Origin of the sequence: Sphingopyxis sp. Geo25 (assembly GCF_949769135.1) — a bacterium.
In the GTDB taxonomy this organism is placed as follows: Bacteria; Pseudomonadota; Alphaproteobacteria; order Sphingomonadales; family Sphingomonadaceae; genus Sphingopyxis.
On sequence record NZ_CATKOZ010000001.1, the window covers coordinates 1,391,384 to 1,405,760 of the forward strand.

A 14,377-nucleotide genomic window follows, 5' to 3' on the forward strand; every position below is an offset into this window, starting at 1 on the left:
CCCCGGACGAGATATTGCTAACCCCGCTTTCCAGAAAGATGAGTCATGCCCGCCTACCGCGCCCCCATCCAGGATACGCTCTTCCTGATCAACGACGTCCTCGGCGTCGAGCGCTACGCCAAACTGCCAGGCTTCGCCAATGCGACCCCCGACATGATCGAGGCGGTGCTGACCGAAGCGGGCAAATTCTGCGAAGAAGTGCTGTTCCCGATCAACTATTCGGGCGATCAGGAGGGCTGCACGCGACACGAAGACGGATCGGTCGCGACGCCGAAGGGGTTCAAGGAGGCCTATAAGGCCTATTGCGACGCCGGCTGGACGACGCTGACCCAGCCGGAGGAATTCGGCGGACAGGGCTTGCCGCACATCATCGGTTTCCCGGTCGAGGAATATCGCATGGCGGCGAACCAGGCCTTTTCGATGTACCCCGGCCTCACTCAGGCGGCGGTCGCCGCAATCCTCGTCAAGGGATCGGAGGAGCAGAAGGCGACCTATGTCCCGAAGATGATTTCGGGCGAGTGGGGCGGCACGATGAACCTCACCGAACCGCACTGCGGCACCGATCTCGGCCTCATCCGCACCCGCGCGGTGCCGAATGCCGACGGCAGCTATGCGGTGACCGGCACCAAGATCTTCATCTCGTCGGGCGAGCATGACCTCACCGAAAATATCGTCCACCTCGTCCTCGCGAAGACGCCCGATGCACCCGACAGCGTCAAGGGCATTTCGCTCTTCATCGTGCCCAAATTCCTCGTCAACGAAGACGGCTCACTCGGCGCCCGCAACACGCTCCAGTGCGGCTCGATCGAGCACAAGATGGGCATACACGCCAATTCGACCTGCGTGATGAACTATGACGGCGCGAAGGGCTGGATGGTCGGCGAGGAGAACAAGGGGCTTGCCGCGATGTTCGTGATGATGAACGCCGCGCGCCTCGGCGTCGGCATCCAGGGGCTGGGACAGGCCGACATCGCATTCCAGAACGCGGTCCAATATGCGCACGACCGTCGCCAGGGCCGCGCGCTGACCGGGCCGCAGGATCCCCAGGAAAAGGCGGACCCCCTGTTCGTCCACCCCGATGTGCGCCGCATGTTGATGGACGGCAAGGCAGTTGTCGAGGGGCTGCGCGCGCTCTGCCTGTGGGGTGCGCTGCAGGTCGACCTCGCGCATGTGGCCGAGACCGAGGAAGAGCGCCAGCATGCCGACGATCTCGTCAGCCTGCTCACCCCCGTGATCAAGGGCTATGGCACCGACAAGGGCTATGAGGTCGCGACCAACGCGCAGCAGGTGTTCGGTGGTCACGGCTACATCGAGGAACAGGGCATGTCGCAATATGTCCGCGATGCCCGCATCACGATGATCTATGAAGGGGCGAACGGCGTGCAGGCGATGGACCTCGTCGGCCGCAAGCTTGCGCAGAACGGCGGCCGCGCGATCCAGACCTTCTTTGCCATCGTCGACGCGGAATGCGCCGCGGCGAAGGACAAACCCGCGTTTGCGGATTTCGCGAGCCGTCTTGAAAAGGCGAACGGCGAACTCAAGGCCGCGACGATGTGGTTCATGCAGAACGGCATGACGAACCCGAACAACATCGGCGCGGGCGCGCATCACTATATGCACATCATGGGGATCGTCGCGCTGGGGCTGATGTGGCTGCGCATGGCCGAAGCGGCGCAGAAGTCGCTGGACGACGGGCGCGGCAACAAGGATTTCCTTGAAGCGAAGCTCGTCACCGCGCGTCACTTCGGTGAACGTTTTGTCCCCGACGCCGGCGCGCTGCGCCGCAAGATCGAAGCGGGCAGCGAGGCGATGATGACGTTGACGCCGGAGCAGTTCTTCGCGGCTTGACCGGCGCCTTTGCAACCATCGCCGCCGCCATGCGTGGAGGCGGCGATGAGCGACCTCGTCCCGATCGTCATTGAAGGCCGCAACTGCTGGCGGATCGAACGCGCCGACAAGGCGCGGATGATCGTCGATGCTGCCGATTATTATGCGCTGCTTGAACGGCTGATGGCCGGTGCCAGGGAGCGCATCCTGCTTATCGGTTGGGATTTCGATCCGCGGATCGCGCTGAAGCCCGACAGGGATGGCAACGGCGAGTCGCTTGGCGACTATCTGCTGCGCCTTGCAAAAAATTGTCCTCACCGCGACATCGACATCCTCCGCTGGAATTTCGGGGGCCTGAAGCAGTTCGCGATGCCGCGCATCGTCGCAATGATCGCGCGGTGGAAGATCACGCGCTCGATCAGTTTCCGGCTCGACAGCGCGCATCCGGTCGGGTGCAGTCATCATCAGAAGGTGGCGGTCTTCGACGACCATCTGGCGGTATGCGGCGGCATCGACGTCGGGGCGCGACGCTGGGACACGCGGGGGCACAAGGACGACGATCTGCATCGGACGGCCCCCGACGGAAAGCCCTATATGCCCTGGCACGACAGCACGATGTTGCTTTCGGGGCCGGTCGGCAATGCGCTTGCCGATCTGGGTAACGAACGCTGGCAGCGCGCGACGAAGAAGCCGCTCCGCGAAATCAACGGATCGGGGGAGGGGTGGCCCGACGATCTGGAGGCCGATTTCGAGGGTGTCGACGTTGCGATCTCGCGGACCCGCGCCGAGTATGACGGCTATGAGGAAATACGCGAGGTCGAGCAGCTTTATCTCGACATGATCGCTGCGGCGAAGCGCTTCATCTATTTCGAGAATCAATATTTCACCTGCGGCAAGATCGCCGCCGCGATCGCCGAGCGGCTCAACGAGGATGATCCGCCCGAATTCGTGATGGTGATGCCCGAGACCGCCGACGGCTGGCTCGAACAGATGGCGATGGACGCCGCGCGCGTGCAACTGGTGCGCGAAATCGCCAAGGCGAAACACGGCGACCGGCTGCGGGTCTATTATCCGCGCACCAAGCGCGGCGAGGCGATTTACGTTCACGCCAAGACTGCAATCGTCGACGATCGGGCGATTCGTGTGGGATCGGCCAATCTGAACAACCGTTCGATGGGGCTCGACAGCGAGTGCGATGTGACCATCGACTCGGCGCTGCCGGCCAATCACGCCATCGAGCCGGTCATTCGCCGCCTACGCGAATCGCTGATCGCCGAGCATCTGGATGTCGATCCGCTAGACGTAGCGCGCCGGTTCGAAGCCAGCGGTTCGCTGATCGAGACGATCGAGGGATTGCGCGGCCAGGGGCGCTCGCTCGAACTGCTCGACCTCGTTTCGCCGGGTCCGATGGACGAATTCATTGCCGAGAACGAACTGCTCGATCCGACGAGCCCCGACGCGATGTTCGAAAGCCTGACCGAGCGGGGTCTCAGGAAAAGCTGGCATCGCGGCCGCGACTGGATGCGGCGCCACCGGCCTTTCCGGCGAAAAGCCTAGTCCGCCAGCGACAATATGTGCTGCGCCTGCTTGAGATGCGGCGCGTCGACCATCTTGCCGTCGACCTGCAGCACCCCGACACCGGGATGGGCGGCAAAGGCATCGACGATCGCCTGAGCACGCTGGACCTCTTCGTCGGCAGGGGTGAAGGCGGCGTTGATCGGTTCGACCTGCGACGGATGGATCGCCATCATGCCGGTGAAGCCGTCGCGCCGCGCGCGGGCGGCATAGGCGGCAAGCCCGGCCTCGTTCTTGATCGCCGGGAACACCGTGTCGATCGCCGCGACGCCTGCGCCGTGCGCCGCGAACAGCGTGAGAGCGCGCGCAACCTCATAGGGTGAGGTGTAGCTGCCATCGTCGGTGCGGCTCGTCGTCGCGCCGATGGCGGCGGGCAAGTCTTCTGCCCCCCAGGTCAGGCCGACGAGGCGATCCTTCACTTCGCGATAGCTGCCGAGCGTGAAGATCGCCGCGGGCGTTTCGGTCGCGATGGGCAGGATCGGCGGCAGCGAGGCGTCGCGCGCGGATTCGCTGCGCAGAATCGTGTCGAGTTGCTGGATGCTCGGCGCGCCCTCGGCTTTGGGCAGCATGATCGCGTCGGGCCGTCCCCCGACGATCGCCGCGACATCGGCCGCAGTCATATGCCCGTCCAGCGGATTGACGCGTACCAGCGTGATGACTTCGCGTGTCCCGGTCAGATAGTCGGCCACCGCGGCACGGGCGGTCTCTTTGTTCGCCGGCGACACCGAATCCTCCAGGTCGAGGATGATCGCGTCGGCGCCCGATACTGCGGCCTTGGCGAAGCGTTCGGGACGGTCCCCGGGAACGAAGAGGAGTGAACGCAGGCGCATCAGGCGGCCTTTCCTTTGATCAGCGCGGCACGTTCGCATTGGCAGACGATTTCGTCGCGCTGGTTGATGCAGCGGTGGAGAAAGGTCACGATACCCGATCCGGGACGCGATTTGGACTCTTTCAGGCCGATGACTTCGGTCTCGGCGCGCAACGTGTCGCCGATGAACACCGGCTTCGGCATCACCAGCTTGTCATAGCCCAGGTTCGCGACGAGCGTGCCAAGCGTTGTGTCGCCGACCGACAGCCCGACCATCAGGCTGAAAGTGAAGGTGCCGTTGACGAGAATCTGCCCGAACTCGGACGCCTTCGCCGCCTCGGCATCGAGGTGCAGGGGCTGCGGATTGTGCGTCATCGTCGAAAACAGCAGATTGTCGGTCTCGGTCACCGTGCGCCGGATTTCGTGCGCGATCGTCTCGCCGATCTGCCACTCGTCGAAAAACTTGCCTGCCATCTTCAGTCCCTCAAATGCAATTTCATGCCGACATGGCTCTGCACGAAGCCGAGCCGGGCGTAAAAGCGGTGCGCGTCGGTGCGTGTAGCTGACGATGTGAGCTGAACCAGCTTGCAATCGCGCGCGCGGCATTGCTCGACCGCCCACAGGATCATCTGTTCGCCGAGCTTTTGCCCGCGCAGGTCGGCGGCAATCCGTACCGCCTCGATCAGCCCGCGCCAGCTTCCTTTGAAGGAAAGCCCCGGCAGGAAGCTGAGCTGCATCGTGCCGACGACGCGGCCGTTTACCTCGGCGGCAATCAGCCGCTGGTTCGGATCGGCATCGATCGCTTTGAACGCTGCGAGATAGCGCGGGTCCGACGGATCGGCCTCGCGGTTCGCGGGAATCGTATCCTCCGCGAGCATGGCGAGAATGGCGGGAAGGTCCGCCACCGTCGCGTCGCGAAGGATAAGCTCGCTCACTCGGCGGCCTCGATCTTCGCGAGCAGCGCTTCCACCTGCACCTGCGCGCCGGCGGTCGCGTTGAGCTCCGCGACCACGCCGTCGAACGGTGCGGTCAGGCTGTGCTCCATCTTCATCGCCTCGAGTGTCAACAGCTTCTGGCCCTTGGTGACCTTGTCGCCCGCTGCGACGTCGACCGCGATGATCTTGCCCGGCATCGGCGACAGGATTGCACCGTCGCTGGCGCCGCCGCCGGAGCCGCCAGCGGCACGCCAGGGGGTAAGCTGCCACACGGCGCCTCTTTCGGCGACGAGCATCGCGGGGGCAGGTTCGTCGGCGCCCGGCCCGTGCAGCGTCACGTCGACGCGTTTGCCATCCAGCAGGAAGGGCGCTGCGCGCACGTCGGGGGCGTTGAGGCGGAAGCCCGATTGCAGCGAGCGCGGGACCATCGCCATTGCGGCGTTGGTCAGTGCCTGCTCCGACGGTGTCGGTTCGGCGGTCATGCTGTCGCCGTCGCGGCCGATCAGCCCGGTATCGACGGTGCCCGCGATGAAATCGGGGTGATCGAGCGCGGCAATCAGGAAGGCCGAATTGGTCTTCACCGGCCAGATCGCGCTATCCTCCAGCATTTCCGAAAGCATCGCGCGCGCTTCCTCGCGATCCTCGCCATAAGCGATCACTTTGGCGATCATCGGATCATAGAAGGGTGAGACCTCGGCGCCCTCATAGACGCCGGTGTCGATACGGCCGAGATGGTCGGGAAGCTGGAATAGTTCGAGCGTACCAATGCTCGGCAGAAAGCCCTTCGCGGGATCCTCCGCATAAAGCCGCGCTTCCATCGCCCAACCGTTGATCGCCAGCTCGTCCTGCGACAGCGGGATCGGCTCGCCGCTCGCGACGCGCAGCTGCCATTCGACGAGGTCGACCCCGGTAATCTCCTCGGTCACCGGATGCTCGACCTGCAGCCGCGTGTTCATCTCCATGAACCAGATGCGGTCGGCGCGCAGGCCTTCGCTGGCGTCGGCGATGAACTCGATCGTCCCCGCGCCGACATAATCGACCGCCTTTGCCGCGCGCACCGCGGCGGCGCAGAGTTCGGCGCGCGTCGCTTCGTCCATGCCGGGGGCAGGGGCTTCCTCGATCACCTTCTGGTGGCGGCGTTGCAGCGAGCAGTCGCGTTCGAACAGATGGACGACATTGCCGTGCGTGTCGCCGAACACCTGCACCTCGATATGGCGCGGGGTCAGGATATATTTCTCGATCAGCACATGGTCGTTGCCGAACGACGCCGCCGCCTCGCGCTGGCACGAGGCGAGCGCGTCGGCGAAATCGGCCGCAGCATCGACCTTGCGCATCCCCTTGCCGCCGCCGCCCGCGACCGCCTTGATGAGCACGGGATAGCCGATCTGCACCGCCTGTTCGGCGAGAAAGGTCGGATCCTGATTTTCGCCCATATAGCCCGGCGTCACCGGCACACCTGCCTCGGCCATCAGCTTCTTGGCGGCGTCCTTCAGGCCCATCGCGGTGATCGACGAAGGCTTCGGCCCGACCCATATAAGCCCCGCATCGGCGACCGCCTGCGCAAACTCGGCATTCTCGGACAGGAACCCATAACCCGGATGAATCGCCTCGGCCCCGGTCGCCTTCGCGGCGGCGATGATCTTCTCGCCGATCAGATAGGATTCGCGCGCCGCCGACGGCCCGATATGCACGGCCTCATCGGCCTCGCGCACATGCAGCGCGCGCGCATCGGCGTCCGAATAGACCGCGACGGTCCGAATGCCCATCTCGCGCGCGGTGCGAATGATGCGGCAGGCGATCTCGCTGCGATTGGCGATGAGGAGAGACTTAATCATTTAGGCGGTCTTCCATTGTCAGGCGGACGATTTGCCATTCCGGCCAAGGGTTCTCTAGATCGATGTCGGCATAGCCGCGTTGCGCGGCAAGCTGCTCTCTCATGCTAATCCGCATCGTCATGCACACTGCGCCGTCACGAATTTCGATGACCTCGGTTTCGGTTAGGGGCACTCCCTTCTTCTTTTCGAGATCGAAAAGAAGATTGATCAGCGGCGGAATGGGCACCGGCACGATCGGCTCCGTCGGTTCGTCGGGAGTGACGGCGGCGTTGCCTTCTTTGCCGAAAATCTTCTTCAGAAAGTCCATCCTAATTACATCCTGAACACGCCGAACCCGCGGTCTTCGACCGGAGCGTTCAGCGTTGCAGCAAAGGCCAGCCCTAGCACGTCGCGCGTCTGCGCGGGATCGATGATGCCATCGTCCCACAGCCGCGCCGTCGCGTGATAGGGGTTGCCCTCATCTTCATATTTCTGGCGGATCGGTGCCTTGAAAGCTTCGGCTTCCTCCGGCGTCCATTTCTCAGCATCACGGTGCACCGTCGCCAGCACGCTCGCTGCCTGTTCGCCGCCCATCACCGAAATCCGCGCATTGGGCCAGGTGAACAGAAAACGTGGCGAATAGGCGCGCCCGCACATACCGTAATTGCCCGCGCCGAAGCTGCCGCCGATTAGCACGGTGATCTTCGGCACCGTCGCCGTGGCGACCGCGGTCACCAGCTTCGCGCCATGCTTCGCGATGCCTTCGGCCTCATATTTGCCGCCGACCATGAAGCCGCTGATGTTCTGGAGGAAGAGCAGGGGGATACGCCGCTGCTGCGCCAGCTCGATAAAATGCGCGCCCTTGACCGCAGATTCGCTGAACAGCACGCCATTGTTCGCAAGGATCGCGACCGGGATGCCCCAGATATGCGCGAAGCCGCACACCAGCGTGCTGCCGTAGTTCGCCTTGAACTCGTGGAACTCGCTGGCATCGACGATGCGCGCGATCACTTCGTGCACATCGTAAGGTGCGCGCACATCCTCGGGGATGATGCCATAGAGCTCCTCCGCATCATATTTCGGCGGACGCGGGGCCTTCATCGCGACGGCGAAGTCATCGTCGACCCCGAAGGTCGAAACGATGTCGCGTACGATGGTCAGCGCATGTTCGTCATTCTCGGCCAGATGGTCGACGACGCCAGATTTCTTCGCGTGCAGGTCGCCGCCGCCAAGGTCTTCGGCGCTGATTTCTTCGCCCGTCGCAGCCTTCACCAGCGGCGGGCCGGCGAGGAAGATCGTGCCCTGATTGCGCACGATCACGGTTTCGTCCGACATCGCCGGGACATAGGCGCCGCCCGCGGTACAGCTGCCCATCACGCAGGCAATCTGCGGGATGCGCTTCGCCGACATGTTCGCCTGGTTGAAGAAGATGCGCCCGAAATGGTCGCGGTCGGGGAAGACCTGGTCCTGATGCGGGAGGTTCGCGCCGCCGCTGTCGACGAGGTAGATGCAGGGCAGGCGGTTGGTCTCGGCAATCTCCTGCGCGCGGAGATGCTTCTTCACCGTCATCGGATAATAGGTGCCGCCCTTCACGGTCGCGTCGTTGCAGACGATCATCGTCTGCCGCCCCGATACGCGGCCGATGCCGGCGATCATCCCGGCGCCCGGCACCTCCCCCTCATACATGTCGCACGCCGCAAGCTGGCCGATCTCAAGGAAGGGCGAGCCCGGATCGAGCAGCCGCTCGACGCGTTCGCGCGGCAGCAGCTTGCCGCGGCTCGTATGCCGCTCGCGCGACTTTTCATTGCCGCCAAGCGCCGCCTCGGCGACGCGGGCGTAGAGCTTGTCGCGCAGCGCCCGATTGTGCGCAGCATTGGCGCGAAAGCCATCGCTGTCGGGGTTTATCATGGTTCCCAATATTGGTGCGCTCACGTCGCAATCTCTCCTTTGTGGGCAGGTCGGATTATCCTGCCGCTCGTCGACGAACAAGCACCACAGGCCGAAAATGGTTGGCATTGAAACCATCTGGCCGCAGGCCTATGCCCGCCGCGTGCCCCCTGAAAAACAAGGTTAGTCCTATGAAAAAAACCGTCTTTGCCATTTTGCTCTCGACCGCCGCGATCGTCGCGGGGCCCGTCGCCTGTTCGAAGGGTGACAAGGAAAGCGCCGCCTACACCGTCGGGACCGAACTTGGCATCAGCAAGGCTGCGATGGATACCAGCGTCAAACCGGGCGACGACTTCTACGCCTATGCCAATGGCAACTGGCAGAAAACGACCGAAATCCCGGCTGATCGCTCGTCCACCGGCGCCTTCTACATCGCGTTCCTCGAAACCGAGAAGCGCACCCGCGAACTGGTCGACGCGATCGTCAAGAGCGGCGGCGACCCCACGACCGACGACGGCCGCATCGCCGCTTTCTACAAGGCCTACACCAACACCAAGGCGATCGACGCCGCGGGCATGAAGCCGGTCGAAGCCGACCTCGCCCGCTTTGCGGCGATCACGGACAAGGCGGGGCTGGCGAAAGTGCTGGGCGAACAGACGCGCGCCGACGTCGACCCGCTCAACGCCACCGACTTCGAAACCGAGAATCTGTTCGGCATTTTCGTGACGCAGGGTCTCGCGACGCCGGGCGAGGTCATTCCCTATGTCCTGCAGGGCGGCCTCGGTATGCCCGAGCGCGAATATTATTTGTCGGCCGACCCCAAAATGGCCGCGCTGCGCACGCAATATCAGGCCTATATCGGCAAGCTGCTGACCGCGGCGGGGCAGAGCGACGCCGAGGCGAAGGCGAAGCGCATCTACGACCTCGAGGTCAAGATCGCAAAGGCGCACGCCAACCGCGCCGATAGCGAAGATTTCGCGAAGTCGGCGGGCGTCTGGACGAAGGCCGATTTCGCGAAAAAGGCGCCGGGGCTCGACTGGGATGCCTATTTTGCCGCCGCCGGCCTTGGCAATGCGCCAAAATTCGGCGCCTACCACGCCCGCGCGATCACCGGCCTGTCGGCGCTTGTGGCGTCGGAGCCGCTCGATACGTGGAAGGACTGGCTGGCGTTCCACCAGATCAACACGCACACCGACGTCCTGCCGTCGGCGCTCGATAAGGCGCATTTCGCCTTTTACGGGACGGCGCTTGCGGGCACGCCGGAGCAGCGCAGCCGCGACAAGCGCGCGCTCGACGCGCTGAACATCTATCTCGGGGACGCGGTCGGCCGCGTCTATGCCGAGAAATATTTCCCGGCTCCCGCGAAGGCCGAGGTCGGCGACATGGTGAAGGGGATCAAGGCGGCCTTCGCGAAGCGCGTCGAGACGATCGACTGGATGGCCCCGGAAACCAAGAAGGAGGCGATCAAGAAGGTCGAAACGATCGTCGTCGGCGTCGGCTATCCCGAAAGCTGGCGCGACTATGGCCGCTACACGGTCAGCGCGACCGACGCCTATGCGAACATGATCGTGGGCGAGAAGGCCGAATATGCTCACCAGCTCGCAAAGATCGGCAAGCCGCTCGACAAGGGCGAATGGTGGATGGTGCCCCAGACGGTCAATGCGGTGAACCTGCCGGTCCAGAATGCGCTCAATTTCCCCGCCGCGATCCTGCAGCCCCCCTTCTTCAATGCCAAGGCCGATCCGGCCTATAATTACGGCGCGATCGGCGCGGTCATAGGTCACGAGATCAGCCACAGCTTCGACAATAATGGCGCCGCGTTCGACGCAAGTGGCGCGCTCCGCAATTGGTGGACCGCTGCGGACCTTGCGAAGTTCAACGCCGCGGGTGCAGCGCTGGCGGCGCAATATGACGGGTACAAGCCGTTCCCCGACCTTGCCGTCAACGGCAAGCTCACGCTGGGCGAAAATATCGCCGACGTTGCCGGGCTCCAGGCGGCCTATGATGCCTATCGCGCGTCGCTGAACGGGCAGGAAGCGCCGGTGATCGACGGCTTCACCGGCGACCAGCGTTTCTTCATCGCCTATGCGCAGACGTGGGCGACGAAGATGCGCGACGAGGCGCTGCGCGCGCGGATCGCGACCGACGGCCACGCGCCGGGTATGTACCGCGCGCTCACCGTCCGCAACCTCGACGCCTGGTACAAAGCCTTCGATGTCAAGGAAGGCGACAAGCTCTACCTCGCGCCCGACCAACGCGTGCGAGTCTGGGGCTGATCCGAAGGGGCGGGGCGTCATGCTCCGCCCTCATTCCTTTTGGCGGGCTTCTTGCGGATCAGGTGGCTGTAAACGCCGACGAGATTGATGCAGAGCAGCGCAACATTCTGCCAGCCGATCCCCTCGCTGTCAGGCTGCAGGAACCCCCAGGCGATCAGCGCAAGGCTGCTCGTCACGAAGATCACGAAGGCCCAGCCGGTCCACCGCTCGCCGAGATTGAGCGAGACGAGCAACGCCGCGAGCGTCGAGGCGGCGGCGCCATAATATTGCAGCGCGTCGAGCAGGGTATCGGTCATGCGCCGGTGGCCCCGAACACGAACTCCAGTTTCAGTCCGTCGGGGTCGGCGAAGAAGACGGCGTAATAGGTAGGTCCGTAACGCGGATAGTCGGCAGGCGCATCGAGCACGGTCGCATCGATGCTGCGCAGCAAATCGTGGAGTGCATCGACATCGTCGCGGCTTTCGGCGGTCCATGCAAGGTGATGAAGCCCCGGAGAGTAGCGATCGTGTGGCCGCTCGGCACCTGCGCCGCGTGCCTCCAAAATCCCGATCGAATGGAAGGGCTCGCCTTCGCGGTCCCAGTCGCTGCCATGGTCATAATCGGCCGCGCGGCGATAGCCGAGGAAGCCAAGCACCGCGTCGTAGAAGACACGCGACCGCTCCTTGTCGGTGACCGTCAGGTCGATGTGATGGACGAGGCCGCGCATACTAAGCCAACGCGCCGATGACTGCGAAGATGCCCGAGGCGGTCAGGAGCGGCCAGCCGATATGCTTGCCGCGCGTATAGACCGCATCGAACAGGCCGGTCGCGGTCCAAGCTACGCCAATCAGCAGGATAAGATCGCGCGGTGTGCCGGTCCAGATGACCGCCGCCGCCGACACCAGCATCAGCACCGACAGCGCATGCCACGCCAGCCGGAACACCCTGCGCGCCAGATCGATGCCCATCACGCCCTGATCGAGCGTCATCAGCGGCCGGATCAGCCGCCTTTCGCCCAGAAAGCCGTGAACTGCGGCCGTCGACGCCATGCAGGCCGCCGACAGCCAGAGCCAGATCACGCCCCGGCGCCGATCAGCTCGCGGCCGATCAGCATGCGGCGGATTTCGTTCGTGCCCGCGCCGATGTCGAGCAGCTTGGCGTCGCGCCAGTAGCGTTCGACCGGCCAGTCCTTCGTGTACCCCGCGCCGCCGAGCGCCTGGATCGCCTCGCCCGCGACCTTTACCGCATTCTCGCTCGCGAGCAGGATCGCCCCCGCAGCGTCGAAGCGGGTCGTCTGCCCCGCGTCGCACGCCTTGGCGACGTTATAGACATAGGATCGTGCCGACTGGAGCATCACATACATATCGGCGACCTTCGCCTGCATCAGCTGGAACGAGCCGATCGGTTTGCCGAACTGTTTCCGCTCGCGAACATAGGGAATGACCGTGTCGAGGCACGCCTGCATGATCCCGAGCTGAAGCCCCGCGAGCACGACGCGTTCATAGTCGAGCCCCGACATCAGCACGCCGACGCCGCCATTTTCGGGCCCCATAACCTGTTCTTCGCTCACCTCGCAGTCGGTGAAGACCAGCTCGGCGGTCGGCGATCCGCGCATCCCCACCTTGTCGATCTTCTGTCCGATGCTGAACCCCGGCATATCCTTCTCGATCAGGAATGCCGTGATCCCGCGCGACCCGGCGTCGGGGCTGGTTTTTGCATAGACGACCAGCGTGTCCGCATAGGTCGCATTGGTGATCCAGAACTTCGTGCCGTTGAGGACATAGCCGCCCTGGACCCTGTCGGCCTTCAGCTTCATCGAAACGACGTCGCTGCCGGCCCCGGCTTCGGACATTGCGAGGCTGCCGACATGCTCGCCGCTGATCAGCTTGGGCAGATATTTCGCCTTCTGCTCGGCATTGCCCCAGCGGCGGATCTGGTTGACGCAAAGATTCGAATGCGCGCCATAGGACAAGCCGATCGCGGCGCTCGCGCGGCTGACTTCCTCGACCGCGATCACATGCTCGAGATAGCCGAGGCCGAGCCCGCCATATTCTTCCTCGACGGTTATTCCGTGCAGCCCGAGCGCGCCCATCTGCGTCCACAGCTCGTCGCGCGGGAACCAGTCCTCGGCATCGGCCTTGGCCGCGAGCGGCGCGATCTGTTCGTCGGCGAAGCGGGCGGTGGTGTCGCGGATCATGTCGGCGGTTTCGCCGAGCGCAAAATCGAAATCGGGGGTGGCGCGCATGAGCATCCCTTCGGTCAGGGGCGGAACATGACCCGGTTGTGCCCCAAAGCACCTTTATATGAAAATTGAAACTTCACACGTTTAGGCATAAACAAAATTTATGATAAAGCGTTCGCACATCCGCCAGTTCCTCGCTGTCGTCGACGCGGGCAGCTTTACGCGTGCTGCGCAGCAAATCCGGGTCACCCAGCCGGCGCTGTCGACCGGCGTGGCCGACCTCGAACGCCTTGTCGGCGCGCCGCTCTTCATCCGTAACCGCCGCCAGATCCGCCTTACCGAAGCCGGAGGCCGCTTCCTGCCGATCGCGCGCGACCTTGAGCGGGGCTTTCGTACCGCCGACGGCTTCGGGCGGGGGGAAGAGAGCGACAAACCGGTGCTCAGGCTCGGGACGATCCGCTCGGTACCCGGCGAGTTTTTCCAGACCGTCGCGGCCTTGCTGTCGCGCGACTTTGCGTTGGAGATCGGCGAGAACAGCGATTCCGAACTCCGGGCAGCCATTCACGGCGGCCGCCTCAACATGGCGCTCGTCCCGCTCCGGTCGGGCGAGCGCGGCGCCAATGTCGTTTCGCTGTACGAGGAACCTATGGCGATGTTCGTCGGGACGGGTCATCCATTGGCGGGGCAGGATGCGGTCTCGCCCGAGGAGCTGGCGCCCGAGACGATGATCGCGCGCCGCTCGTGCGAGTTTCTCGACGCGACCAGCCGCTTCTTCACCCGCCACCGCGTCCGCCCGCGCTTCGCGCTGCGCAGCGACAGCGACGACCGCTGCCTGCGCATGGTCGCGGCGGGGATCGGGATCACGACCGCGCCCGTCTCGCTGGCGATTGACGGAGTCGTTCCGATCAAGGTGAGCGGCTACGACTTCCGCCGCGAACTCGGCCTCTTCATCGATTCCGCGTGGCGTGCCCAGCCCGAGATGGAGCAACGTCTCTCCCGTGCTCTTCCGGCCATCCAACGCGCCGCCGCCGAATGGCAGGAGGCGAGGGTCAATGGCTGAGCTTTCAAGTCTGGCTTGCCCCCCCGAAAGGCCA

The 14,377-nt window shown here is 64.2% G+C and carries 14 protein-coding genes; 4 read left to right on the forward strand and 10 right to left on the reverse strand.

The features are described from left to right. Positions 1-45 precede the first annotated feature (45 nt). Positions 46-1,848, forward strand: coding sequence for an acyl-CoA dehydrogenase C-terminal domain-containing protein (locus QOL68_RS06815; protein WP_282948097.1), 1,803 nt, complete (start codon positions 46-48; stop codon positions 1,846-1,848). Between the two features lie 45 nt (positions 1,849-1,893). Beyond that, positions 1,894-3,384, forward strand: a complete 1,491-nt coding sequence (locus QOL68_RS06820; RefSeq protein WP_282948099.1) for a phospholipase D-like domain-containing protein — start codon at positions 1,894-1,896, stop codon at positions 3,382-3,384. On the opposite strand, the gene QOL68_RS06825 is transcribed toward QOL68_RS06820, so the two are convergent. Genes QOL68_RS06825 through QOL68_RS06850 form a run of 6 tightly spaced genes read right to left on the reverse strand, consistent with a single transcriptional unit; the run spans position 3,381 to position 8,867 of the window. After that, a complete protein-coding gene (locus QOL68_RS06825; RefSeq protein ID WP_282948101.1) occupies positions 3,381-4,232 on the reverse strand; it encodes an HpcH/HpaI aldolase/citrate lyase family protein in 852 nt (283 codons plus the stop codon). The two genes, QOL68_RS06820 and QOL68_RS06825, sit on opposite strands and share 4 nt — an antisense overlap. Next, positions 4,232-4,684: a MaoC family dehydratase gene (locus tag QOL68_RS06830; RefSeq protein ID WP_204992871.1), complete on the reverse strand. Its 453-nt coding sequence runs from the start codon at positions 4,682-4,684 to the stop codon at positions 4,232-4,234. Before QOL68_RS06830 ends, QOL68_RS06825 begins: the two co-directional genes overlap by 1 nt. Before the next feature lie 2 nt (positions 4,685-4,686). Beyond that, on the reverse strand, positions 4,687-5,145 hold the full coding sequence (locus tag QOL68_RS06835) for a GNAT family N-acetyltransferase (RefSeq protein WP_282948105.1): 459 nt from the start codon (positions 5,143-5,145) through the stop codon (positions 4,687-4,689). Then, a complete protein-coding gene (locus QOL68_RS06840) occupies positions 5,142-6,980 on the reverse strand; it encodes an acetyl/propionyl/methylcrotonyl-CoA carboxylase subunit alpha (protein WP_282948107.1) in 1,839 nt (612 codons plus the stop codon). The genes QOL68_RS06835 and QOL68_RS06840 overlap by 4 nt, the downstream gene beginning before the upstream one ends. Beyond that, positions 6,973-7,287, reverse strand: a complete 315-nt coding sequence (locus QOL68_RS06845; protein ID WP_282948109.1) for a hypothetical protein — start codon at positions 7,285-7,287, stop codon at positions 6,973-6,975. The genes QOL68_RS06840 and QOL68_RS06845 overlap by 8 nt, the downstream gene beginning before the upstream one ends. Positions 7,288-7,292: 5 nt before the next feature. Then, on the reverse strand, positions 7,293-8,867 hold the full coding sequence (locus tag QOL68_RS06850; protein WP_502957379.1) for a carboxyl transferase domain-containing protein: 1,575 nt from the start codon (positions 8,865-8,867) through the stop codon (positions 7,293-7,295). 170 nt (positions 8,868-9,037) lie between these two features. On the opposite strand from QOL68_RS06850, the gene QOL68_RS06855 reads away from it, so the two are divergent. Further along, the gene (locus QOL68_RS06855) at positions 9,038-11,122 is read left to right on the forward strand and encodes a M13 family metallopeptidase (RefSeq protein WP_282948113.1); all 2,085 of its coding nucleotides are present in this window, start codon (positions 9,038-9,040) and stop codon (positions 11,120-11,122) included. A gap of 17 nt (positions 11,123-11,139) precedes the next feature. Here the strand turns inward: QOL68_RS06855 and QOL68_RS06860 are convergent, their stop codons facing one another. From QOL68_RS06860 to QOL68_RS06875, 4 genes are read right to left on the reverse strand one after another with little or no spacing between them, the layout of a single operon-like run. Beyond that, the gene (locus QOL68_RS06860; RefSeq protein WP_058455802.1) at positions 11,140-11,418 is read right to left on the reverse strand and encodes a hypothetical protein; all 279 of its coding nucleotides are present in this window, start codon (positions 11,416-11,418) and stop codon (positions 11,140-11,142) included. Then, positions 11,415-11,828, reverse strand: a complete 414-nt coding sequence (locus QOL68_RS06865) for a VOC family protein (RefSeq protein WP_058455803.1) — start codon at positions 11,826-11,828, stop codon at positions 11,415-11,417. Before QOL68_RS06865 ends, QOL68_RS06860 begins: the two co-directional genes overlap by 4 nt. Before the next feature lies 1 nt (position 11,829). Continuing rightward, positions 11,830-12,180: a hypothetical protein gene (locus QOL68_RS06870; protein ID WP_058455804.1), complete on the reverse strand. Its 351-nt coding sequence runs from the start codon at positions 12,178-12,180 to the stop codon at positions 11,830-11,832. Continuing rightward, positions 12,177-13,346 (reverse strand): isovaleryl-CoA dehydrogenase, encoded by a 1,170-nt coding sequence (locus QOL68_RS06875; protein ID WP_204992862.1) that lies wholly within the window; start codon positions 13,344-13,346, stop codon positions 12,177-12,179. The genes QOL68_RS06870 and QOL68_RS06875 overlap by 4 nt, the downstream gene beginning before the upstream one ends. 100 nt (positions 13,347-13,446) lie before the next feature. Between QOL68_RS06875 and QOL68_RS06880 the strand changes: the two genes are divergently transcribed. Beyond that, on the forward strand, positions 13,447-14,343 hold the full coding sequence (locus QOL68_RS06880) for a LysR family transcriptional regulator (RefSeq protein WP_282948119.1): 897 nt from the start codon (positions 13,447-13,449) through the stop codon (positions 14,341-14,343). Positions 14,344-14,377 lie beyond the last annotated feature (34 nt).

Excerpts from the sequence above, each read along its gene's own strand:
- QOL68_RS06815 (WP_282948097.1), top strand. The coding sequence starts at position 46 with ATGCCCGCCTACCGCGCCCCCATCCAGGATACGCTCTTCCTGATCAAC.
- QOL68_RS06820 (WP_282948099.1), top strand. The coding sequence starts at position 1,894 with ATGAGCGACCTCGTCCCGATCGTCATTGAAGGCCGCAACTGCTGGCGG.
- QOL68_RS06825 (WP_282948101.1), bottom strand. The coding sequence starts at position 4,232 with ATGCGCCTGCGTTCACTCCTCTTCGTTCCCGGGGACCGTCCCGAACGC.
- QOL68_RS06830 (WP_204992871.1), bottom strand. The coding sequence starts at position 4,684 with ATGGCAGGCAAGTTTTTCGACGAGTGGCAGATCGGCGAGACGATCGCG.
- QOL68_RS06840 (WP_282948107.1), bottom strand. The coding sequence starts at position 6,980 with ATGATTAAGTCTCTCCTCATCGCCAATCGCAGCGAGATCGCCTGCCGC.
- QOL68_RS06845 (WP_282948109.1), bottom strand. The coding sequence starts at position 7,287 with ATGGACTTTCTGAAGAAGATTTTCGGCAAAGAAGGCAACGCCGCCGTC.
- QOL68_RS06850 (WP_502957379.1), bottom strand. The coding sequence starts at position 8,867 with ATGATAAACCCCGACAGCGATGGCTTTCGCGCCAATGCTGCGCACAAT.
- QOL68_RS06855 (WP_282948113.1), top strand. The coding sequence starts at position 9,038 with ATGAAAAAAACCGTCTTTGCCATTTTGCTCTCGACCGCCGCGATCGTC.
- QOL68_RS06860 (WP_058455802.1), bottom strand. The coding sequence starts at position 11,418 with ATGACCGATACCCTGCTCGACGCGCTGCAATATTATGGCGCCGCCGCC.
- QOL68_RS06865 (WP_058455803.1), bottom strand. The coding sequence starts at position 11,828 with ATGCGCGGCCTCGTCCATCACATCGACCTGACGGTCACCGACAAGGAG.
- QOL68_RS06875 (WP_204992862.1), bottom strand. The coding sequence starts at position 13,346 with ATGCGCGCCACCCCCGATTTCGATTTTGCGCTCGGCGAAACCGCCGAC.
- QOL68_RS06880 (WP_282948119.1), top strand. The coding sequence starts at position 13,447 with ATGATAAAGCGTTCGCACATCCGCCAGTTCCTCGCTGTCGTCGACGCG.